We start from the raw sequence: 23,025 nt of genomic DNA, 5'->3' as shown, positions 1-23,025 counted from the left end.
ATGAAAATAGAAGAAAGGGAACCAATCCAGGAAGCTTTGCATCAAACAAGGATATTGTCTCTTGCAATGGTTTTAAAATATTCAGGGCTGAGTTTAGGAGTTCGCTCCAATGTTTTGTAATCCATATAAAACAATCCAAACCTGATCCCATACCCGAATATCCATTCAAAATTGTCCATCAAGCTCCAGTGAAAATATCCTTTGACGGGAATACCTTCATTGGTGGCACGATGAAGTTGGGTCAAATAATTTTTAATGAACATCACCCTGTCCGTATCCATAATTTGGCCTTCATCAGAAAGTTCGTCAGTCGCTCCACACCCATTTTCGGTGATATAGATTTCCTTTGGATTCCATAATTCCTTGACAAGCCTTGGTGCCCAATACAAACACTCGGGACTCACCAGGTGCCAAGGCGAAGCCATGGTGGGATGGTTCTTCGCGTGGGAAATCAGCTCATAACCGGTTTCATTATTGGCTGCGAGTACATATTTATTGGCCAGGTACACATTGATTCCTACAAAATCCAAAGGCTCCGCAATGAGTTTCAGTTCTTCTTCGGTGAAATCAGGGGCATCAGGTCCCAAGCTGTTGAGATAATTGTCGGTATATTTCCCTTCCATCATCACTGTCAAAAGCCCGGCATTCAGTTCACGGGTTGCTTTTTTGGCAGCTTCTATATTTTCTTGGGTTTCGATGATCGGCACTGCAGTGACGATGTTTTCGGCGACCCCGATTTCCAAGGTGGATTTTGTAACCTGCCTCATCGCTTGCAGGCCCATGCCATGTGCCAAAACCGCATTATGCCTCACCTGGGCCACTGCTTTTTGGGGCAATTTTAAGCCGGGCGCCAATTGGCCAAGTCCATAACTGAGGTCAGTGAAAGAGTAAAATTCATTGAGTGTAAAATAGTGCTTGACGCGGTCGCTGATTTTTTCCGTGACATAAGCCGCATATTCAGCAAAGGCCTTTGAAGTTTCCTTTGATTGCCATCCTCCATATTTGTCCTGAAGTATTTGGGGCAAATCCCAATGGTAAAGCGTGGCATAAGGAGTAATCCCGTTGGCCAGTAATTCATCAATCAACCTGTTATAAAAGTCAAGCCCTTTCGGATTGGGGGTTCCGGTAGCATTGGAAAAAACGCGTGGCCATGAAACCGAAAACCGGTATGCGCCGGCATGGATAGATTTCATCAATTGGACATCTTCCTTGTACCGGTGGTACATATCACAGGCGACATCCCCGGTATCATTGTTTTTAATTTTTCCCGGAATCTTGGAATAGGTGTCCCAAATTGAAACTCCTCTTCCATCTTCATTCACGGCACCTTCCACTTGATAAGCAGCCGTGGCTGTTCCCCAAATGAAATTATCCGGAAATTTTCGGATGGAATCATTTTGGGAGAGCTCTTTTTTTTCAAGGGCTGTTACCTGATTGTTGCATCCGATCAGCTGCATGGCCGGTAAACCAATTGCCGCTGAACCACCAATTTTAAGAAAGTCTCTTCGGCTGTTTTTATTTTTTGACTCCATAATTCAAATAAATAAAAGGTTACACATTGATTTCAGGCTGGTCTTTTTGAGACAAATCAAAAACCGAATTGGGCCTGGAACCTAATAGAGGATTGTCCTCCATAAGGTGTGGGGACAAACCCCAACTGCCCGTCCGGTGCCACGGTCGTTTGGTCTATTGGATTGGATAAATGGTTGAATTCTAAAGTGAACCGTACTTTGTTGTTGAAAAAGAAGGGGTAATAACTGATCCCGGCCCCGGGCGCAGCATAGTTTTTTAGGGTGTTTTGTGGGTCAGGGGTGCTCCCTTTTCCCACAAAATCAAACCTTGCATAAGAGAACCATTGGTTGTCGAGCCAGAAACCCAAAGTAGTGTAGAAGCCTTCTCTGTATGAGTTTTGACCTACCCCTGTTTCATACCGTTTCCAAGTCCTGTTGAAAGCAGAGAAGAAGTGGACATTTTTTCCCTGTATACTAAAATCCATATTGACTTGAGTTCCTCCGTTTGCTTCTGTCTGGATGACCTCTTTGTCAAACCTGAATTGATTTCCGACACTGAATCCCAGCAACATCCCAATCGGGAACTTGTTCCTCCTCCCCACCATGTCATCCCACCTTCCCCAAGTACCTCCCATGATATTCCATTCTCCCCTTGCAATCAATGCCAAATCGGATGCCGCAGGTGCAGGAAAATCCCTCCTTCCACCATATGACCCATTTCCGACTGAGGCATAGGTTCTGAATTTGTCGTTTGCAACATGTCTCCATTGCAATCCAAATGAACTCCATATGGCGAATTCAAAATCCATAGCCGAAAATTCTATGGAGGCCAAATCCAATGGATACATCCAATCTTCCAAGCTGAGTGCCATAAACTGTCTTCCAAACCTCAACCAGTTTTTGTGGTCAATGTTATACTGGATATAGGCAGCAATCAATTCAAATTTACCTGAAGGGTTGACATTGGTCCTGAGATGATAGTAAAATTTATCCGTAAGATTCCCCTCCAAAAATGTCCTGAACCTTCCAAGATTATAACCCAAATCAGTGGAATTCATCTCCTCAGGAGTATTGCTTAAAAAAGCTGCATTGTATCTCAATTGTGCATAGGCAGCGATATTCAGAGAGTATTGCCCGTCTTTGCTTTTGATAAAGAAGGGGTGGTACAAGGAGGGATCAAACCCTGCAGTTTTTGTGGTGTCCTGAAAAGCCCCGGGTTCTGTATACCTGTATCTGAATCTTTGAGGATATCTGTCTGCTTCATTTTGTGCATACAAAGGAACTTCCCATATAATGAATGCCATAAAACAGGGAATCAATAGGAATTTTGTTTTCATGAGTATGTAGTTTTAGATGAGCATCAAATTTTTTAAAACATAGCTGTGAATAGGTAAAAATGTGAATGAGTTTTGATTTTTTTATACTGAAATAATTATTAAATATATTTAAATATGAATAGATAATACAATATTATGATTATTAAATAAATATTAAATTGGCAAAAAAACAAACTTTTAAATTTTATTATGAGGAAAAAACTAATATATTTAAAAGAAAAAATGATTTTTTAGAAATATTGGATACAATTAGGTGTAAAAAAATCTAAAAAAAAATTATTTCTAAAATATAAATATTAAATGAATATTTTTACCTTAAACATGTTTGTTTTGAAGCGGCATAACGGTACAGAGGTTTTCATTTCAGAAAGAACCACAATTTAATTTCACATATTCTCCCACTAAAATTTCATTGTTATGAAAGCAGAATTTAGAAATCATGGTATTCTTAAGTTGTTTTTGGTAGCCATATTCCTTTTTTTAAATAACAATGTTGGATTGGCACAACGGAAATCCTGGACCGATGCTGAGTTTAAGACAGCTTTGAAAAACGCTTATGAAAAATTCAAAGACTATAAGGAAGGTGCCAACGCCAATTACATCCCGGAGTTGGACAAAGTGGATCCGGAGCTTTTCGGATTGGCAATAGTGACTACTGATGGCAAGATTTTTACAGAAGGAAATATCAGTACCGAAGTTTCTATACAGTCTATTTCCAAGGTTTTTACCATGGCAAAAGTAATTGAGGATTCAGGTTCGGATGAAATATTGGAAAAAGTAGGGGTGGATGCCACAGGTATGGTCTTCAACTCTATCATAGCAATCGAATTGAATCAGGGTAAAGAAATCAATCCTTTAGTCAATCCGGGGGCTATTGCAACGACAAGCTTGATCAACGGTGATACCTACGAGGAAAAATGGAATCTGATAAAAACTACTTTTGATGATTTTGCCGGAAGAAAGCTGAATATTGACCAACCGGTATATGAAAGTGAGGCAGCTACTAATCAGCGGAATCAGGCTATTGCCATGTTGTTGAACGCATACGAAAGGATGTATTTTGATCCAGCAGAAGCCACTGACATTTATACCAAACAGTGTGCTATTGCTGTCAATGTGAAAGATTTGGCAACCATGGCCTCCACTTTTGCCAATGGCGGTACCAATCCAGTTACCAAAAAGAAAGTGGTTTCATATCAGACCGTTGCCCATGTCATCCCGGTCATGGCAACCGCCGGACTGTATGATGACTCCGGTCAATGGATTTACAATGTAGGCCTACCCGGCAAAAGCGGAGTAGGTGGAGGAATTATTGCTTTTTATCCTGGACAGTTTGGAATTGCGGTAATTTCTCCCCGTCTTGATGCAGCAGGCAACAGTGTCAGGGCACAGGAATCCATCAAAAATATCGTTGCCGAGTTGGGGTCCAACCCTTTTTATGTGCAGCCTAGGAAATAGTGCTCTTAGGCCTGAATGGAGTTTTTTCATGAAGGATAAGTAACAGATCGATCCTTTTGAGACAAAAATTGATATCCATAGACAATAAATAAGAAACATATGAAAAAAATGTGTTCTTTATTAGTTTTGGGATTTTTGATCCATTTGGGATTTGAAGCCCAAGCCCAAAGACAGGATTACCTTTTTAACGATTCCCATTTCCATTTGACCAATTATATTCAGGAAGGTCTCGGAATAAAGGATTTTTTGAATTTGATTGGTGAGGATGTAGGTAGGGTAGCTTTGTTTGGGATACCCTTGCAGCAGACGTGGTCATATGGCAATTCGGGGGATTTTGCACCTACCTATTATTTGGAGTCTGATGCTCCATTGTATTACTATTCTTTTACGGATGCTCATATCGCACTCGAATATTTATCCCTTTCCGAAAAGGAGAAAAAAAGGTTTGACCCTATGATTACAGGATTTAATCCTTCGGACATGTATGCCGCTGACCATATTAAACGGGTCTTATTGGCATTCCCTGGGGTTTTTACCGGAATTGGTGAATTTACGATCCATAAGGAATTTGTTTCACCAAAAGTGGCAGGAGAAACAGCAAGTCTGACCAATCCTGCTTTGGATAGGATCATGGAAACCTGCGCTGAAACGGGTTTGTTGGTGATCATTCACAATGACATTGACATCCCTTTTCAAAAAGAGGGCCGTGAGGCTGTTTATTACCGGCAAATGGTCGATATGGTCAGTCGACATCCCAATACAACTATCATTTGGGCACATACCGGATTGGGCAGAGTCGTTCATCCTGTTAGGGATTCCAGGGGAATTATGAGACCTGTGAGATATCCAAACCAAATGGAATTGATCGAAGAGACTTTGTCAAATCCAGCATACCAAAACCTTTATTTCGATATCTCATGGGATGAGGTAGCCAAATACATCATTTCCACTCCTGAAAATATTGAAGGCACTGCAAGATTGATCAATAAATTTCCTGATAGGATATTGTTCGGTACTGATGTTGTGGCACCAAAGGATAAGGAAATGTACATGGGAGTCTATCGGATGTACGAACCACTTTGGGATAAACTTTTCCCTGAGACCAGAGAAAAAGTGTTAAAAGGAAATTATGAAAGGTTATTCGACCAATCTGCCAAAAAAGTGCGCGCATGGGAAGAGGCAAACAAAAATTAATGGTTAAAAAAAGCCAAGCCAACATGCTTGTCTTAGATAAAGCCCGATTCAAATTTTCAAGTGGTTTATATTCAAAGGTTGTGGCGATTCTTTGTCTATTTCTGCACAATGTCGCCTCATATGAAACTTTTGCCCAAATTCCTTCTAATCCTCCAAGTGTGGAAAGGGATCCTGATTTTCATATTCCAGGATTAGGATTTCAGGTATTTGAAGGTGATAAGGGCACACTTTCCATTAGTTTTTATTCTGTGGTGAGGTACTTAAACCAAAACGGAATCGATTCGACTTATACAGATTTCTTTGAAAGGGATTTCAGTGTCAAAAGAAGAAATGACATTCAGTTCCAAAAAGTGATGATTTATTTTAAAGGATGGGTTTATACTCCTAAGTTCCGATACCTGTTTTATACTTGGACCGCTAATCCAAATCTTGGTCTTCCAGCACATGTGGTAGTTGGGGGTAATTTTCAGTATCAGTTTCATAAAATGATAGATATTGGATTGGGTATTGGCGGATTGCCTTCCACCCGTGGAATGTTAGGGCAATGGCCGTTTTGGCTAAGGAATGATGCCAGGCCAATGGCAGAGGAGTTTTTTAGGGCTTCTTTTACTACTGGTATTTGGGTACAAGGTGAATTGGTCCAGAACAGGTTGTTTTATAAAACCATGCTGGGAAACAATCTCAGTCAATTGGGCGTCAATGGCAACCAATTGGATAACGGTTTTGACACCTTTTCAGGAACACTTTGGTGGACTACAGGGGCTTATGGTAGATTGGGGCCTTTTGGAGATTTTGAAAATACCCAAGCGTTCTCCACTGTTTTTGGGGCTTCCTATACCCACAGTACTGAAACCGAGCAAACCCAACCCGGATCGGATAAACCTGAGAACACTCAATTGAGACTTTCAGATGGTACTATTATTTTTAACCGGAATGCCTTTGGGGAAGGTTTAGGAGTAGATGAGGCAAAATATGAGATGGTAGCTATTAATACAGGAGCGAAATACAAAGGGTTTTCCCTTGACTTGGAATACTACCTGAGGTGGTTATCTAATTTCAAATCCAAAAACCCCTTACCTGTGGAAAGTCTTTTTGACCATGGTTTTACCACCCGTGCTTCCGGAATGATAAAACCCAAGCTATTACAGGCATATTTGCATGGCTCAAAAATTTTCGGTCAATATGGCGATCCTTGGGAGATTGGTTTTGGGCTAAACTACTTTCCATCTCAAACGCGCGTCATTAGACTAAACCCTGAATTGATTAGAGTGGAAAAATCACCTGTAGGTTATCTGGCTTTTCCCACCAATGTAGGCTCCTCGGGATTGGTGTTTATGGCTAATCTAGAATTTTTCTTTTGAATACTCCTTTACAGAGGGGGTTGAGTTAGCTGAAAAAACTTTGTTAGGTTTCAAAATTGGAGGTAGGAACAAATTAATGCTTAGGAAAAAAAAGGCATAAATACACATGATGTTTTTGCCACTTTTATTTGATAATATTCAAAAATTTAAAAAACAAATCCTGATTCATTTCTATTATCCTGACTTTCCTGAAATCATGAATCAGTGGGGCGAAAATTAGAGGGTAACCGAAAAAGATTAAAATAAAAATCAATTGTTACATGACTTTTAATTTTTGGGAGATCATTGTCAAAGCAATTTTTCAACTCCATTTACCTTTGCCGGCATAAATCAACAAATTTTATCCGCAAAAAATTTACAAATGATGGAATGTCAAACAATAACTGTTTTTGAAAAAATCGGAGGAATGGACGTAGTAAATGCTGCTGTTGATTTCTTTTATAAAAAAGTGATGGCAAACGAAAAAATCAAAGGGTTATTTAAATGCAGCAATATGATGGAGCAATTAGGTAAACAAAAAGCATTTCTTGCTTAAGCCTTTGGTTCTCCGATGAATTACACAGGCAAAAGCATGAAATCTGCCCACTCTAATCTTGTCGAAAAAGGATTGAATGATTCCCCGTCTGAGAGTAGTTTAGACAATTAAAACTGAACTGGGGGGAATTTATAATCCTACCCTTTTATTTTTTTGGGATTTGAAATCCCTATTCTGAAAAGATTACGCTCTCCAATGTTTGTGTCTTCACAAACATTCTGAATTCTTCCCTTCTTCGGCAAAACCCAAATGTCTATATTCATTTTTCTATCCACCAGCTAAAGCAGGTGGCAATTCAGCTAAAGCAGGAGACAATTTAAACCAACCAAGCTTTGCAACTGGATTTCATTTATCATTCTTAATTTTTCATTCATAATTTCCTTCCTTATCTTCAAAAACCAATTAGTTTGAAACCCTTTTTGATACGGATTTATCTTATGCCTCTTTTTCAGAATTCAGTTGTTAAGAAATACCTTGCAGGTCAGGACCCTGCTTCCATGCATGCTGCTTTTGGGGCTTACCTGACTTATTTCCACGATCCTATGCGCAGGGCAAATATCCGGGCATCGAAAGAGGAACAATATCAGGAGGGTTTTCTTAGGGCGCTTTTTGTCAATATCCTCGGGTATACAATCAATCCTGATCCGGATTACAACCTGACCACGGAACTCAAAAACATCAAGGACAGTAAGAAAACCGACGGGGCCATCCTCAAGGACGGCAAAGCCATTGCCGTCATCGAACTCAAAGGAACGGATACCAAGGACCTGGAAAAAATCAGGGATCAGGCCTTCAATTACAAAAACAACCATCCCGAATGTATCTATGTCATCACGAGCAACTTTGAAAAGCTGCGCTTCTATATCCACAATGCGGTAGATTATGTGGAGTTCTCCATCCTGCAGATGCAACAGGAGGAATTCAGGTTGCTGTGGCTGCTGCTCCAAAAGGACAACCTCCTAGCAGGAATCCCGCAACAGATCAAGACCGAATCGCTCCTAGTAGAAGAGCAGGTCACCAAGAAACTTTATGCTGATTATTCGGCATTCAAGCAGGAACTCTGGCAGGACATCGTGGCCAATAATCCGGGACTTGACGAACTCCTGCTCTATAAGAAAAGCCAAAGGCTGCTTGACCGCTTTTTATTTATTTTCTTTGCCGAGGACAAGGGACTGCTTCCGCCAAACTCCATCTCCGAGATCGTCAAGCAATGGGACAAACTCACCGAAATGGACGAGTACCGGCCGCTGTATGACAGGTTCAAAAAGTACTTCGGCTATATGAATACCGGTCGTGTGCTTCCCGGCAAAGCCGAAATCCATGCCTATAACGGCGGACTCTTCGCGCCGGATGAACTGCTTGACAGCCTGACTATCTCCGATGCCCTGCTCAAAAAGCATGTCTCCAAACTCACCGAGTACGACTTCGAATCCGAAGTGGATACCAATATCCTAGGGCATATCTTCGAACATAGTCTGAACGATATCGAGAACGTCCGCGCTTCCCTCGAAGGGACACAGGTGGACAAAAGCAAAACCAAGCGGAAGAAAGACGGGGTATTCTACACGCCCAAGTACATCACCAAATACATCGTAGACAATACCGTCGGCAAACTCTGCACAGAGAAAAAAGCCGAACTCGGCATTGTCGATGAAGAATTTGCCAAGGGGAAAGCCGGGAGGAAGAAAGACACGCTGCAGAAGCTTGTCGCCCAACTCAAAGCTTATCGGGAATGGCTACTGCAACTTGCCATCTGTGATCCTGCCTGCGGTTCGGGTGCTTTTCTGAATCAGGTTCTGGAGTTCCTGATGGCCGAGCACCGGTACCTGGACGAACTCGAATCCATGCTTTTCGAAAGCAGCATCGTCTTCCCCAATGTGGAAAACCATATCCTCGAAAACAACATCTTCGGTGTCGATATCAATGAAGAATCTGTGGAGATCGCCCGTCTCAGCTTGTGGCTGCGCACGGCACAGAAGGGAAGAAAACTCAGTACCCTCAGTTCCAATATCAAAGTCGGCAACTCCCTGATCGATGACCCTGAAGTAGCCGGGGACCTGGCCTTTGATTGGCAAGCCCAATTCCCCAAGGTCTTTGCCAAAGGAGGGTTTGATGTGGTGGTTGGGAATCCTCCATATGTAGATTTAAAAGGTCTTGATAATGACATTGTAAACTACATTTTCAAAAAATTTATTACTTCAAATAATAGAGTAAATCTGTATTCAACATTTATTGAAAAATCAATTGATTTGATAGATCAAAGCGGAAGATTATCCTTTATAATCCCTTCCTCAATATTAACTCAAAGCTCCTATAAAGATTTAAGAGCATTACTCTTGAAAGAAACTTCAATTGAAAACATTGTTAGGCTTCCCAACGAATCTTTTGGAGGTAGTGCAGGTGAGGTTAAAGTCGATACCATAATTATCACCTTTTTAAACAAAAGAATTCAGGGGAAGAAAACTGAGGTAATTGTATACAAAGGATTTGACAGAATAAGTGAAATATCAAAATTAAATGCTGACATACATTTTGAATTAAATCAAAATCAATGGAGTGAAGATTCTGAATCAATTATTAAAATTAACACCAATTCAAAATCTGAAGAGATTGTCAAGAAAATCGAAAAAGGATCTATACATCTAATTGATTGCGCCGACTTTTGTCTTGGTTTAACTCCATATGACAAATATAAGGGTCATACCCCTGAAACCATAAATAACAGAATTTTCCACTCGACATTTCAAAAAGATGGTACTTTTAAAAAGCTTTTAGCCGGTAATGATATTCGAAGATATATCGTGGAGTGGGGAGGTGAGGAATGGATCAGTTATGGAGATTGGTTGGGAGCTCCAAGAGAAAGCAGGTTTTTTACAAACAAAAGAATCCTTGTAAAACAGATCATAGATTGGTCAGATAAAAGAATTTGGGCTGCCTTGACTGAAGAAGAATTTTATAATACCCAGAATGCATTTAATCTACTACCTAAGCCTGAATTTACTGGTGAATATCTAATTGCCCTTATCAATAGTAACTTGATGTCTTTTTATCATAAGAAGAAATTCCTTGAAGAATTCAAAGACAGGTTTCAAAAAATTCTTATCAAGGATGCCAAATTATTTCCAATCAAAGTTCTTGATCTAGAATCTCAAAACATATACACCGATATGGTGAATGCAATTGTTTCTATCTCAAAAGAATTAAAGGAATTGAACTCAAAATTGGTATCTCTATTGGTAAATAAATACGAATTGAATAAACCCTCTACCAAACTCCAGAACTGGCCTGAGTTGGACTTCAAGGGGTTTTTGGGAGAGTTGGCTAAGGCTAAGGTGAAGTTGAGTCTTTCAGAAGAAGCGGAATGGATGGCGTATTTCCATGAACAAAAAGCCAAAGCCCAATCCCTCCAATCCGACATCAACCGCCTCGACCGCGAGATCGATGCATTGGTGTATGAGTTGTATGGATTGACTGAGGAGGAGATTAGGGTGGTGGAAGGAAATGTATAAATCCATTTTATTTAAGACTTTGCACGTTCCATAGCCCACGGTTTAAACCGTGGGCTATGGAACGTGCAACAAAAAAAACCATTTCAATGGTTTTAATTGTTGAGGAGAAGTTAGAATAATAGAAGAAAATGGATAAATCCATTTTACAAAACAAATTAGAATCCTGCCTAGCCCATGGTTTTAACCATGGAGCATGGGATACACATCGAGGAACAAAAACCATTTCAATGGTTTTAATTATTGAGGGGAAGGTTAGAATAATGGATGGAAATGGATAAATCCATTTCTTTGAAAATGATCTGAATGACCATAGCCCCCACGGTTAAAACCGTGGGCAAAGTTTAAACCTAGCCCATGGTTTTAACCATGGGACACGGTATGTACATCAAGAAAAAAAACCATTTCAATGGTTTTAATTGTTGCGGAGAAGGTTAGAATAATGGAAGAAAATGGATAAATCCATTTTGAGGAAATTTTGTAATTTAATATAGCCCACGAATTAATTCGTGGGCTATGGAACGTGCGTCAAAGAACAAAACCATTTCAATGGTTTGATTGCCAAGGAGGAGAATAGATTGTCGAAGGAAATGGATAAATCCATTTTACGGAAATAGACGGAATGATCCATAGCCCACGGTTAAAACCATGGGCTATATATAGGTGCAACGATGGAACAAAAACCATTTCAATGGTTTAATTTACCTCTGGATGACATTAAAATTTTAAAAAATTCCCAACCAATATGTCCCATTCATTTAACAAATTATGGATCCACGCCATTTGGGCAACAAAAGAAAGGATGCCATTGATCAATTCAGTTGCAGAGCCTAAGATTCATCAATTCATTTCAGAACAGTTTCGTGAATCAGGATGTCCGGTAAGGATTATCAATGGTATGTCGGATCATATACATTGTTTATTTTTATTGAATCCCCAAAAATCTATCACGGAAGTTATCAAACAGGTAAAAGGAAGCAGCTCTCATTATATCAACCAAAATGATCTTACAGGGGAAAAGTTTTCATGGCAAACAGGTTATGCAGCATATTCTGTTTCTGAATCCATTGTAGAGAAGGTTTATACCTATATCAAAAATCAGAAGGCGCACCACCAGAAAAAATCGTTCAATCAAGAATACGAGGAGTTTATGAAATTGAATAAGATAGATGAGAATCAGAATTTATAGCCCATGTTTTTTTTAGATTGAAAGAGGAGGAGATTAGAATGATGGAAGGATATGGATAAATCTATTTTACGGAAATAAACGGAATGTTTTATAGCCCATGGTTTAAACCATGGGCTATATATATAGATGCACCGATGAAACAAAAACCATTGAAAAGGTTTTCATTGATTTATGGAGGAGCAGATTAGGATAGTGGGAGGGAAATAATGACACTTTAAAAACACCAAGGATATGAAAATAATCAACTTTGAAACCCACATGGAAAAAATACAAAAGGTGAAAGGTTTGTTGCTATGTCTGTTTTTTTTTCTTTCGTTTGGTAATGGAGCGTATGCACAGGAAAAAAATCAGATGGTAAGGTTGGCAATCATCAAAGTTGACCCCTTGCAAATAGAAGCATATCATGCCGCATTAAAAGAACAAATGAATGCTGCAATTCTGAAAGAACCCGGTGTATTGACCTACTATGCTGTTGCCGATAAAAGTGACCCCTCAAAAATCACCATATTGGAAATTTATGCGGATACTGCTGCCTACCAATCCCATATTACCACGGCCCATTTTCAGAAATACAAAGAGACGGTCAAAAACATGGTAACTTCATTAGAACTTGTGGATGTAGACCTCATTTCTTCCCTCAACAAATCAGGGAATTAGAAGTCCTCCCCTGCTAAGCCTATTTTGCAAATATGTTTTTTATACATAGATATCCCTTTCAGCTTTTAGGAGTAATTCGGAGCTTCGAGAATTGCCCTTAAGTTTGGGGTTGGCTACTTATTTCCAAAAACCAATTGTAAGGATAATAGGGCAGAGTTACATGCCGAAAGCCATCGGTACCCCCAGTCCACAATCAACCCTTTGACTCAAAAAAACTCTACTGCATAGTTAATTGATTTAAAAAGATAGGTATATTGGGTGTACCTTAATCAGGTTGCCTATTAAAAGACTTAAAACCGGTCTACATGGAAATTGATGACTTTTTGGAATTATTACCTCATGACGATGAAACCAAATTCAAAAAGGGCTTGATCACTCATATCAACCTTTTGATACCTGAGATTCACAAATATGAGGATAGCAGGGTTGGAATGCTGTTGAGTCTGCATTCGGGAGATTATGTGGAATTTCTTGATCAGCTTCAAGAATTGATGGTCAGGGAACTGCGGCATAGGTTGATGCATTTTGGGATTGATGTGTTCAATTCAGAAAACGGCATGGGGCTAAGGCTTAAATCCGAAAAAGATTTGGAAAACAAGGTCGATAATATGGACTTGATGGTAATAGCCATATATATGGGTGCCATCACCCCTACGCAAGAAAGATGTCTCTTTGCTGTCCAATCGGAAATATCTTTGCTGGAAGCCAAAATGAATGTTTTGCCAAGCAAAAAACAAAGAAAAAAGATCAAGGAGGTGCTTCTTGCAGTCCATATTTTTTTTGAAACGCCCAAACTTGAGAAATGGAATTGGAAAGATCGGTTTTTCTTTATGGTCAGAAATTCCGAGTTGGATGACCTTATAGGTATGCTAAAACCTATGGTCGATAAATTCTCAGATAAGGAAAAAGAAGAAACTGCAGAGAAGTTATTTCATGAATACCTCCTAGACTGCTATTCAGACCTAGTTGCTGATTCTTTCGGTTATGGATTGAGGATACTTTGGTTTTCTTTGCCTGAAAAAAACAAAGAAAATCTGATCTCAAAATATAACCTGAGGTTAAAAGAAGCTTCTGAAGAAGATGTACTAAACGCATGTAATCTATTGAGTCATATTGATGTATTCAGGGTATTATCAGATGATATCAAAGGGAGGCTTCTTAATTTAAGATTTTCTGATATGGAATTGTTATTGGCTAATCCGATATTGATGAATGGTCTTATGATTGAATTCCATGATTATGGAATAGGGCTCTTGGCAGAGGAAAACTACAAATCTGCTGCTGAAGTTTTTTTGAATTTTTATTTTGAATACGGTGATGAGGCTACCTATGAATTGCACAATTATGAATTGTCGGCAAGCATGTTTATTCCGGTTTATCTGTGTGAGTGTAGCCCGGAATTGGTAGCCTGTTTTAAGGAAGCTTTAAAGGAATTTGTTGCCAAAAAAATGAAGGATCCGATTGAAAAGAAAGGTCTGGCGGTATTGAATGATTTGATTGAGGCTATCAATAATAGGGCTGATCTCGAAGAAGGGAAAAAGTTGGGACTGATTGAGGTTTGATTGATTGGGACGAGTCTCCCTCCTATTAAGTGTTGTTATTTTAAGTAAAAAATGACAGCTTTTTCAACTAGCTTGAGAAAATTTCCTGTTATAGAGGATTTGATTCTCTTGAGAAAGATTAGGGTAGGTTTTAACCAATTTGAACTGAATATTTTTTATTCTAAAAAATTCACAGGATTAATAATTTTTCTCGCATTGACCGCATAATTTAATTTGGTTGTTTTTAGGGTTAAAATTAATTGATTTAAAATTAGCATGTGATGGAGTGGATATTGTGAGAGAATTCAGTTATTTGGTCGGACAGCATTTCGCAAAAAAAGAGTGACGAGGAACACGCTGATTTACTGAACAGATCACCCCCGCCGGGTGGAATTACAAATTCTGCCCTTTTATTTTTTGGGATTTTAATTCCAAATTATGAAAAGTTTAATCCTCGTTGAGTCTCCCATGGTTTTCTTTTATTCCATTTCTTTTGGCTAAAGCCCAAATGACTCTTTTAATTTTTTTAATCCATCAGCTAAAGCAGGTGGCAATTAACTATTGCCATCCTGATACTAAAATTAATTCAGAATTATTCATTTATTCTTTTATCTCCACTGGTAAAACTTTTTGGGAAGCTTTGATGGTACTGATCCATTTATTTTATATTTAAGCATATAATTTTGTCTTATATGAAAAAAGCCATCAATCATTGCCTTGTTTTTGTTTTTATCCTATTTGGAAGCTGTTCTTTGTTGGAAAGCGAGGAAGAAAAAAGAGAAGGAGAAGCAGTCGAATTGGACAACCAAGACTTGAATCTTTCCATTTTTGAAATAGTCACCATTAACCTACCCGAGGGGCAATTTTCCAATGGAGAAATCGAAGGAAATGTGGAAGGGGAGACCATAGACCTGACTATTTTTGAAAACACCATGACTTTTATGGTTCCCAAACTCAATCAGGGATCTTACAAACTTGTATTCCAAGAAAAAAATAAACCTTACAACATCGCTTTTCAGGTCAAGGCCCACAGTTTAAAAGAAACTCCCGCCAATTATATCCAAACCTATCTGGACAAGTCCCAAAATCAGGTCGACCGCATGGAAAAGACCAAAGACTTACTTGTCGGAGAAAAGAAAATTGAAATGGAAAAAGACATTGCAATCCTTAAGAAATTTTTGGACGAGCAATATGCCAAAGCAGCCTTGTTGAAAGACAATGAATTGGCAGAAATGGCATTTTTTATCGAGGCCAATAAAGAATGGATGGATGAATTGTCTGCGGCTGTGAACGAACTCAACGCTTCTTTTCCAAATGCCCGCATTGCTGGTGAGGTGGTGACAAACATTGAGGCCTTGGGAAACAGGGTTTCTGGAAAATATGTGGCTTCAGTTGTAAAAGTGGTCAAGTACATTAGAAAAATCGCAATTGCGGTGTCGATAGGTTTTCTTGCCGGTTCTTTTGTCCCCATCATTGGAAGTTCAGTCGGGGCAGCCATAGGTTTGGGAATTTCGGTTGGGAATATGCTATTGGATATTAAAGAACTATTGGCAAATATTGAGTCAGTGGCGGATTTTGTGCAGGTTGTAGCCGATAATATATTAGAATTCAACCTGAGAACCGTTTATTCCTTCCAAAACAATGAATCCACAGAGCTTTTTGTATCAAGAAATTACAGGACTGTTTACAGTGAGGATGTGAATTCTACTGTACCATATGTCACCGCTTTTATGGGTGCTGTCAAAACAATGATTACCGAATGGGAAAAGTTAAAATCAAAAATTCCTTTAGATTTTGCCTTCATACCAACAGATTATACGGCTATTTCGACCTATAAAACAACCAATCGAAGGGTGCACAGTGACCAATTGAGTTTAGGAGAAATAACAAATCCTAAAGTTTCAGCAGAAATCACCAAAGAAGATGGTAAGTTATTTATTAAGTTCTCTTCGAATGAAGATTTGGTAGAAACATTTCGTTTCTATTTGATTTATGATTATAAAATTTCTGGGCTTTCGGTCTTTGGAAATATAGAATTCATGAATGAAGCTACCTTAACTGCCAAGGTTGAAACAATTACCGATCCTAGGGATGGAAATGTTTACAAGGTAATTAGGATAGGTACTCAAACTTGGTTTACAGAAAATCTCCGCTATTCCGGAGGAATAACACAGGTGCCTTCGGAAAGTGCATGGGCAGGAATGTTTGTCAATTCAGATAATGTTGTAAATCCAACAAAACAGCCTGCTTGGAGCTATTACAACAATAATCCAGGTTTTGATGCCATTTACGGCAAGTTATATAACTGGTATGCAGTAGCAACTGGATCTCTTTGTCCTCCAGGCTGGCATATTCCTTCAGAGGAAGAATGGACAACTTTATCAAATTATCTGGGAGGTGATAATGTTTCCGGAGGTAAAATAAAATCAGTCACAGGATGGAGTGGTACTAATATTTTTGCAACAAATCAATCAGGTTTTTCGGCTCTTCCCGCTGGTTATCGGACATATCTTGGAGTATTTGAGTTTGAGGGATATGTTACTCATTGGTGGAGCTCCACAGAGGAAAATGTCCACTGGGCGCCAAGAAGAGTTGTTTACGCAGGTGAAGGTGGGAATAATGATGGGCGTTTCGGCAAAGGTATCTTATACAAAAACTATGGTTTATCTTGTCGCTGTATCAAAGATTAAATTTTTTGACAGTGATAACCTTTAGGGGTTTGTGCCAAATAGCCATAAGCATTTAATTCCAGCAATACTTTCGGCTAAAGCCCAAATGCCCCTTATCATTTATGATCCACCAAGCCATAGCCGGTGACAACCAAAGTCAAAACCAAGCTGCTAGCTAAAGAAAGTAGAAATTCGCAATTCTTAGTTTTTGTTGGAAAGCCAAATTATTGCTTATGCTTTTGTCCCTGTCTGAGAGTAGTTTATGCAATTGATTTAGGAATGGGTGGGATTTGTAATCTCACCCTTTTATTTTTTAGGATTTAAAATCCTCATTCTGAGAAGTTCAACACATACTTTCTGTCAGATAGCAGTTTCCTTTTCTCCAGGTTTCTTTACCTGAAGTGCCCTTTTGGTAACTTTCAAATCTCTGAAATAACCGATCGTACCGATATCCACATACAGTCCTACAAATCCCTTTTTGGTTTTGCCCAGCATTTTGTCTACGATAAAGGAGGAATACTTCATGTCATTGATATACATTTCGGCAGATTCACCATTGACTTCTATCCTCATGGTAATCCACTCATCGAGGGCCACTGGGGCAGAACCTTCATACCTGAATGGGGCAGTCTTCCGTAAGGTGTCAAATTTAAAGTCGGGATAAGAGAAGTACTGTACGGTGTGGTTTCTTCGCAGTTGGTTATCGGACCTTCCGACTTTTGGTCTCACATAAATACTTTCAAAGGCCGAATCATCTTCCTGAATCCTGAAATAAAGACCGATAAATCCGGCGATGCCTGAGTACGGGGCAGGGTTTTGTAATTGGCTGTACATCTTGACTTCAATGGTTCCGTTTTCGAAGTCATCCAATCCTACAAGCCGAGCATAATGTGGTTCATCCACCGTGGCCTCTACGCGTGTCGAATCAAAAGGGAGGGCATTTAAATCCCGTTCGATTTTTAAGACTTTTTTTCCTTGAAATTTCACCACCTCGCCGGTGACATTGTGAAGTTCAAACTCCTGGTTTTTGAGTTTCAGGTTTTGCGCGTTGACACCCAAGGTGAAAAATGCCAACAGAAGTATGAATTGGGATTTTTTTAATGACATGATATTCTTTGTTGATGATGATAACCTTACAAAGGTCAACATAATCAACGGCCTATACCCTTAAACTAGGTTAAGAAATCAGCCCTTGGCTTGGAGGTTCTTCCGGATTTTGCTCAAAAACTCAGGGGTAATCCCGAGATAGGAGGCTATCTGTGTATTGGGAATCCTGTTAAAAAGATGAGGATATTGTTCCAAAAAACTCAGGTACCGTTCCTCAGCCGTAGAACTAAACAGCTGTCCGATCCGCTCCTGTTGCTGCATAAAGTGGTTTTCCAACAATACCCGAAAAATCCTGTCAAACTTTGGGGCCTGTATATACAGATCAAGCAAATCCCGGTGTGTGATACGAAGTACCAGGGTATCTTCCAATGCTTCAATATTCAAGGAGGATGGGATTCTTTTATGAAAACTTGTGAGATCAAGAATCCAATAATTCTCTGTCGCAAACTGAAAAACGTGGTAATCTCCTTTTTCATCCACTTTAAAAAGCCGGAGACATCCTTTTACCACAAAATCAAAATGGTCACATACTTTACCCTCATGTAAGGCAAACTGCTTTTTTGCAAAAGTGTGGGGATGGAATTTTGCTTCAACCAATTCTTTCTCCTCCCGCTTCAAAGGAATCAGTTTCCCGAAATAATCGAGGAGTGGTTTGCAGGTTGATGTTTTTGAATTGATATACATAAATAGAAAATCCCGATCTCTGAAGCCAATCAAATATAAATAGGAATGGCCAATACAAAAAAACCGCGTCCAAATGAATGGAATGCGGTTATTGGTTTAGGGGATGTTTACACTCTTACATATTCAAACCCTTCAATTCCATTTGGGGATGAAAAGGCTGGTCGTAATACCTTATTCCGGTGGCTTTGTACAGGGAATTGGCCAATGCCGCAAAGACAGGTGGGAAAAGCGGTTCGCCAAGTCCGGTAGGATCGATGTCGTTTTTCACGAAATGGACTTCAATGGATTTTGGTGATTCCATCTGTCTGATCATCCTGTATTTGTCAAAGTTTGACTTTTCGGGAATCCCGTCCTTGAAAGACAGCTCGCCAAAGAAGGCATTGCCGATACCATCCACGATGGCACCTTCTCCCATATTTGCTGCTGCATCCGGGTTGACCACGATGCCGCAGTCTACTGCCGCAATGACATTCTTGACCACAGGTTTGTTGTTTTGGATCTCAATACCCAATACCTCGGCTACATAGGAATTGTGGCAGAAATATGCTGAAACTCCGCGGTGTACATTTGGCTCGGGGGTATTCCAATTTGATTTTTCCCGGACGAGTTCCAATACGCCTGCATAGCGGGCAGCGTCGTAATCGTTCTTTTCTCCAACAGGATTGGTTTTAGCACGATCAAGAAGTTCAAGTCTGAATGCAATCGGATCTTTGCCCATTTCTTCGGCCAATTCATCGAGGAAGGATTGCTCCGCGCTGGCGATAAAGTTGGACCTTGGCGCACGGAAAGCACCGATGGTGATGTTGGAATTGATTTCCCAACCTTCCGCAAGGTAGTTGTCAATCGCTCCGGCAGGAAACCTGTTTGGCGCAATCGGGGTCTCAGGAATCCCTCCTGCCTTCACATGAAATGCGGTCAGGTTGTTGTTTTCATCCAAAGCCGCACGATAAGTAGCAGAATAAGTAGGTCTGTAAACACCCGAGGTCATGTCATCCTCCCTGGTGTAGGTCATTTTGATAGGCGCATTTACTTTTTGGGAAATTAAGGCTGCCTCCACCATTTGGTGGCTGTAAGCCCTGCGTCCAAATCCTCCTCCCATGCGGGCTAGGTTGATCTGGATTTTTTCTTTGGGCAATCCAAGCCTGTTGGAAAGTGTCCCGATGATAAATTCCGGTGCCTGTGTAGGTCCATAGATGACCGCCTGATCCGCCGTCACATGGGCAAAACAGTTCAACGGCTCCATGGTATTGTGGGCCAGGAAAGGGGCAGTATAGGTGCTTTCGATGATTTTTGCCGCTTTTTTGAATGCAGCTTCAGGGTCGCCGTCCCTTCTGAGAATATTGCCGGGCTTTTGGGAATACTCTGTCATTTTGGCTTTGTGGTCCGCAGAGTTTTCCAATCCTGCAGGCACTTTGATGGTGATTTTGTTTCCACGTGCATCCACCGCAAAGGAAGACTCCGGTGCTTTTTCCCAATCAACTTTCAAAGCTTTTTTGGCATTCAGTACTTCCCATGTGGAATTACCGACAATGGCTACCATTTCGTCAAAAGTAGCTGTATCAAAGAAATTCCTTTCATAGTCATTATTGAATACCTTGATAGAAAACACATCTTTGACACCGGGCATGGACTTTACGGAAGCTCCATCAAAGGCTTTCAGCTTCATCCCGAATCCCGGAGGATGGACGATGACAGCGTAAAGCATTCCATCCACCTTATGGTCGATGGCAAAAAGAGGTTTTCCGGTCACGATTTTCTGACCTTCTACATTCTTCTTGCTGTTGCCGATGATTTTGAAATCTTTGATTTCTTTCAATTTGACTTCCTCAGGCACAGGCATTGTGGATGCCAAGGAAGCCATTTCTCCATAGCCTGCTTTCTTGTTCCTTGCTTTGTGGATGATATTTCCTGCTTCGGTGGTGATTTCTTCGGCGGGAACCTGCCAAGTCTGTGCAGCTGCGTTGACGAGCATCTGACGTGCAGTGGCACCCGCAGTTCGCAATGGTGTCCATCCTTGACGGATGCCTTGACTTCCTCCGGTAAACTGCCTATCATATCGTGCAGGGAAAAAATCAGCCTGTTCGACCATTACCTTTTTCCAATCAATATCCAGCTCATCAGCTAATATCATCGGCATGGAAGTTTTGACATTGGAGCCAAATTCCGGATTTGGGGAGAAAAGGGTCACTGTTCCGTTTTCTCCGATTTTGATGTAACTGTTCATTTCAAACCATTCTTTTGGCATGGCTAAAAGTTCTTCCTCAGTGGTAGGTTTACAACCCGCCAACCAGCTAAAACTGAGCACCATTCCCCCGCCTGCAAGTGCAGATACTTTGAGGAAAGACCTTCTATTGATATGCTTGTTTGCTAATTTCATGGTCCTTGGATTTACAATGATTTGGAGGCGGTTTTCACAGCTTCTTTGATTCTGAGGTATGTTCCGCAGCGGCAGATGTTTCCGTTCATTTCGGTTTCAATTTCCGCATCACTCGGAGTTGGGTTGTTTTTCAACAAAGCCACGGCAGTCATGATTTGACCGGCCTGACAATAGCCACATTGAGGAACATCATGCTCGAGCCAAGCTTGCTGCACAGGGTGGTCTCCGTTTTCGGAAAGCCCTTCAATGGTCGTAATTTCCTGATTTTCTACACTCGAAACAGGCAATTGACAGGAACGGACGGCTATGCCTCCCAAGTGAATGGTGCAAGCCCCGCATTGTGCGATGCCACAACCATATTTTGTACCGGTCAGGTTGAGGTGGTCTCTCAACACCCACAGGACAGGCGTGTTGGGGTCCACGTCTATTGTCTGCTTTTTACTGTTGACGTTTAGGTTTATCGTTGCCATAGAATTGAAATTTAAGTCTAAAGATAGGTTTTTATGATGGTCAATTTCTTACGGAAATCAAACAGATTATTCTTGTAATCAAGCTATTGGTTGAAAAAATTGGAAGGAAGTCAACCGGACAATGAAGTCAGTAATTGTTTTAGCCCATATTTTCTGAAATGACAGATTAATTATAAAATTCGGTTAGTGAAGGTAAAAATGGGGCGAAGAGATTTCATTCATCATTTATCAATCCCTGAAATAATTGACGTTTTTTTGAGAGTCACTTCCTTTCAATTACTGCGAGTTCAAAAATTCCTGTGGTGAGCTCCCTTTTATTTTCTTAAAGGCCCGGTTAAAAGTTGCTTTGGAATTGAAGCCGGAATCCAAGGCATGTGACAATAGTGTAAACCTATGGTTGCTGTCTGCATTGTACTTTCTGACAAATTCGTCAATCCTGAGGCCATTGATATATTCATTGAAGTTTTTGCCAAAAACCTGGTTGATGGCTGCTGAAAGAAGGGCAGGATTGGTCTGTAGGTATTGGGCAAGTTCTTGTAAGCTCAATTCAGGTTGAAGATAAAGACTGTCATTTTCCATGATTTCTTTAAGCTTTTTGGCTATTTGAACCTTTTCGGAATCCACACCTTTGGTACTGACCGTTTTCTCCGGCAATACCGAAGCTTCATGTTTTATAAAACTATCAACTTTATCGAGGTCAAAACTGATCCTTGCAGGCTGCTTTTGGGAAAAACCTTTCAGACCGATATATATGGCCACGGCTGCCAAGGCGAGGTTCCACCACCAATCCTGATAAAAATCCAACTCAAAAATAACATCCATCACATGCATAAATTCTCTAAAAATCAGCCAGAAAATCATACAAAAGATGAAATTCCGAAACCATTTGAAATCAATAAGCTCGAGGTTGCTAAACTGATCGAGGCTCCACTTTCGGTATTTTCTGTAAATGGACGAACATTTAGACAAGTAATAAACAAAAGAACCAATCAGACAGATCCTCAGCACATAAGTCATCACAAGGTCGAGGGTAGATTGGTGCAGGATTTCTACCCTTTCAGGTCCTTGTAAAAAGAAGAAAAGCTTGTAAAGAACGTATGCCACATAGGGAAGGAAATGCCATAAATGGGTCTTTTTGAGAACAAAAGAACGGTTGGTCTGGGCTAAAAAATAGAAATAAACGATGGGACCAAATAACAGGCTCACACTTCTTGGAAAACCATTCAGCTCATTCCAAAGGAAATTAATCCCCGCAAAACCAAAGGTATAATCCTGCAATTCCATGGCGAGGATAAACATGATCCACCCAAGTAGTTTGTCTGAAAGCCGTTGGTTTTTGTAGCCCCTGATGAGGAGTAGAATCCAGAGTAAAAGGCTGAAAAAATAGCCGAACTGAAGGGGTGTGGTATAAATTGACATGTATTTGGAA

Annotated in this window: 16 protein-coding genes; 9 read left to right on the top strand and 7 right to left on the bottom strand. The window is 40.2% G+C overall.

Features of this window, described 5'->3' with window-relative positions; all coding sequences use genetic code 11:
• Positions 1-41: 41 nt before the first annotated feature.
• Together NK987_RS07425 and NK987_RS07420 are read right to left on the bottom strand one after the other, a co-directional pair.
• A complete protein-coding gene (locus tag NK987_RS07425) occupies positions 42-1,532 on the bottom strand; it encodes a GH1 family beta-glucosidase (RefSeq protein WP_259263317.1) in 1,491 nt (496 codons plus the stop codon).
• Positions 1,533-1,588: 56 nt separating this feature from the next.
• Entirely contained in the window at positions 1,589-2,848 is a 1,260-nt protein-coding gene (locus NK987_RS07420; RefSeq protein WP_259263316.1) for a hypothetical protein, read from the bottom strand.
• 417 nt (positions 2,849-3,265) lie between these two features.
• Here NK987_RS07420 and glsA point away from each other — a divergent pair, with 417 nt between their 5' ends.
• The 9 genes from glsA (at position 3,266) to NK987_RS07375 (ending at position 16,979) form a co-directional block, all read left to right on the top strand.
• A complete protein-coding gene (gene glsA / locus NK987_RS07415; protein WP_259263315.1) occupies positions 3,266-4,306 on the top strand; it encodes a glutaminase A in 1,041 nt (346 codons plus the stop codon).
• A gap of 108 nt (positions 4,307-4,414) precedes the next feature.
• Positions 4,415-5,500, top strand: a complete 1,086-nt coding sequence (locus tag NK987_RS07410) for an amidohydrolase family protein (RefSeq protein ID WP_259263314.1) — start codon at positions 4,415-4,417, stop codon at positions 5,498-5,500.
• Complete coding sequence (locus NK987_RS07405) at positions 5,500-6,861, top strand: hypothetical protein (RefSeq protein ID WP_259263313.1); 1,362 nt, start codon at positions 5,500-5,502, stop codon at positions 6,859-6,861. The genes NK987_RS07410 and NK987_RS07405 overlap by 1 nt, the downstream gene beginning before the upstream one ends.
• Before the next feature lie 274 nt (positions 6,862-7,135).
• Positions 7,136-7,396 (top strand): globin domain-containing protein, encoded by a 261-nt coding sequence (locus NK987_RS07400; RefSeq protein ID WP_259263312.1) that lies wholly within the window; start codon positions 7,136-7,138, stop codon positions 7,394-7,396.
• 407 nt (positions 7,397-7,803) lie between these two features.
• On the top strand, positions 7,804-10,905 hold the full coding sequence (locus NK987_RS07395) for a BREX-1 system adenine-specific DNA-methyltransferase PglX (RefSeq protein ID WP_259263311.1): 3,102 nt from the start codon (positions 7,804-7,806) through the stop codon (positions 10,903-10,905).
• 742 nt (positions 10,906-11,647) lie between these two features.
• The gene (tnpA, locus tag NK987_RS07390) at positions 11,648-12,091 is read left to right on the top strand and encodes an IS200/IS605 family transposase (protein WP_259263310.1); all 444 of its coding nucleotides are present in this window, start codon (positions 11,648-11,650) and stop codon (positions 12,089-12,091) included.
• Positions 12,092-12,322: 231 nt separating this feature from the next.
• Entirely contained in the window at positions 12,323-12,748 is a 426-nt protein-coding gene (locus NK987_RS07385) for a putative quinol monooxygenase (protein ID WP_259263309.1), read from the top strand.
• A 305-nt stretch (positions 12,749-13,053) separates the two neighbouring features.
• A complete protein-coding gene (locus NK987_RS07380) occupies positions 13,054-14,310 on the top strand; it encodes a hypothetical protein (RefSeq protein WP_259263308.1) in 1,257 nt (418 codons plus the stop codon).
• A gap of 671 nt (positions 14,311-14,981) precedes the next feature.
• Positions 14,982-16,979 (top strand): fibrobacter succinogenes major paralogous domain-containing protein, encoded by a 1,998-nt coding sequence (locus tag NK987_RS07375; RefSeq protein WP_259263307.1) that lies wholly within the window; start codon positions 14,982-14,984, stop codon positions 16,977-16,979.
• 339 nt (positions 16,980-17,318) lie between these two features.
• Here the strand turns inward: NK987_RS07375 and NK987_RS07370 are convergent, their stop codons facing one another.
• The 5 genes from NK987_RS07370 to NK987_RS07350 all read right to left on the bottom strand — a co-directional run bounded on the left by NK987_RS07370 (position 17,319) and on the right by NK987_RS07350 (position 23,015).
• Positions 17,319-18,065, bottom strand: a complete 747-nt coding sequence (locus NK987_RS07370) for a DUF1080 domain-containing protein (RefSeq protein WP_259263306.1) — start codon at positions 18,063-18,065, stop codon at positions 17,319-17,321.
• A 78-nt stretch (positions 18,066-18,143) separates the two neighbouring features.
• Positions 18,144-18,749, bottom strand: coding sequence for a Crp/Fnr family transcriptional regulator (locus NK987_RS07365; protein ID WP_259263305.1), 606 nt, complete (start codon positions 18,747-18,749; stop codon positions 18,144-18,146).
• A gap of 115 nt (positions 18,750-18,864) precedes the next feature.
• The gene (locus NK987_RS07360) at positions 18,865-21,126 is read right to left on the bottom strand and encodes a xanthine dehydrogenase family protein molybdopterin-binding subunit (RefSeq protein WP_259263304.1); all 2,262 of its coding nucleotides are present in this window, start codon (positions 21,124-21,126) and stop codon (positions 18,865-18,867) included.
• Between the two features lie 11 nt (positions 21,127-21,137).
• Positions 21,138-21,596 (bottom strand): (2Fe-2S)-binding protein, encoded by a 459-nt coding sequence (locus NK987_RS07355; RefSeq protein ID WP_259263303.1) that lies wholly within the window; start codon positions 21,594-21,596, stop codon positions 21,138-21,140.
• Between the two features lie 276 nt (positions 21,597-21,872).
• A complete protein-coding gene (locus tag NK987_RS07350; protein ID WP_259263302.1) occupies positions 21,873-23,015 on the bottom strand; it encodes a helix-turn-helix domain-containing protein in 1,143 nt (380 codons plus the stop codon).
• Positions 23,016-23,025 lie beyond the last annotated feature (10 nt).

The sequence above is a fragment of the Aquiflexum gelatinilyticum genome (assembly GCF_024813435.1).
In the GTDB taxonomy this organism is placed as follows: domain Bacteria; phylum Bacteroidota; class Bacteroidia; order Cytophagales; family Cyclobacteriaceae; genus Cognataquiflexum; species Cognataquiflexum gelatinilyticum.
Note: the sequence above shows the minus strand (reverse complement) of the source record. Positions and strands in the feature narration are given on the sequence as shown.

Coding starts and splice junctions, on each gene's coding strand:
- NK987_RS07425 (WP_259263317.1), bottom strand. CDS start 1,532: ATGGAGTCAAAAAATAAAAACAGCCGAAGAGACTTTCTTAAAATTGGT.
- NK987_RS07420 (WP_259263316.1), bottom strand. CDS start 2,848: ATGAAAACAAAATTCCTATTGATTCCCTGTTTTATGGCATTCATTATA.
- glsA (WP_259263315.1), top strand. CDS start 3,266: ATGAAAGCAGAATTTAGAAATCATGGTATTCTTAAGTTGTTTTTGGTA.
- NK987_RS07410 (WP_259263314.1), top strand. CDS start 4,415: ATGTGTTCTTTATTAGTTTTGGGATTTTTGATCCATTTGGGATTTGAA.
- NK987_RS07405 (WP_259263313.1), top strand. CDS start 5,500: ATGGTTAAAAAAAGCCAAGCCAACATGCTTGTCTTAGATAAAGCCCGA.
- tnpA (WP_259263310.1), top strand. CDS start 11,648: ATGTCCCATTCATTTAACAAATTATGGATCCACGCCATTTGGGCAACA.
- NK987_RS07385 (WP_259263309.1), top strand. CDS start 12,323: ATGAAAATAATCAACTTTGAAACCCACATGGAAAAAATACAAAAGGTG.
- NK987_RS07380 (WP_259263308.1), top strand. CDS start 13,054: ATGGAAATTGATGACTTTTTGGAATTATTACCTCATGACGATGAAACC.
- NK987_RS07375 (WP_259263307.1), top strand. CDS start 14,982: ATGAAAAAAGCCATCAATCATTGCCTTGTTTTTGTTTTTATCCTATTT.
- NK987_RS07370 (WP_259263306.1), bottom strand. CDS start 18,065: ATGTCATTAAAAAAATCCCAATTCATACTTCTGTTGGCATTTTTCACC.
- NK987_RS07365 (WP_259263305.1), bottom strand. CDS start 18,749: ATGTATATCAATTCAAAAACATCAACCTGCAAACCACTCCTCGATTAT.
- NK987_RS07360 (WP_259263304.1), bottom strand. CDS start 21,126: ATGAAATTAGCAAACAAGCATATCAATAGAAGGTCTTTCCTCAAAGTA.
- NK987_RS07355 (WP_259263303.1), bottom strand. CDS start 21,596: ATGGCAACGATAAACCTAAACGTCAACAGTAAAAAGCAGACAATAGAC.
- NK987_RS07350 (WP_259263302.1), bottom strand. CDS start 23,015: ATGTCAATTTATACCACACCCCTTCAGTTCGGCTATTTTTTCAGCCTT.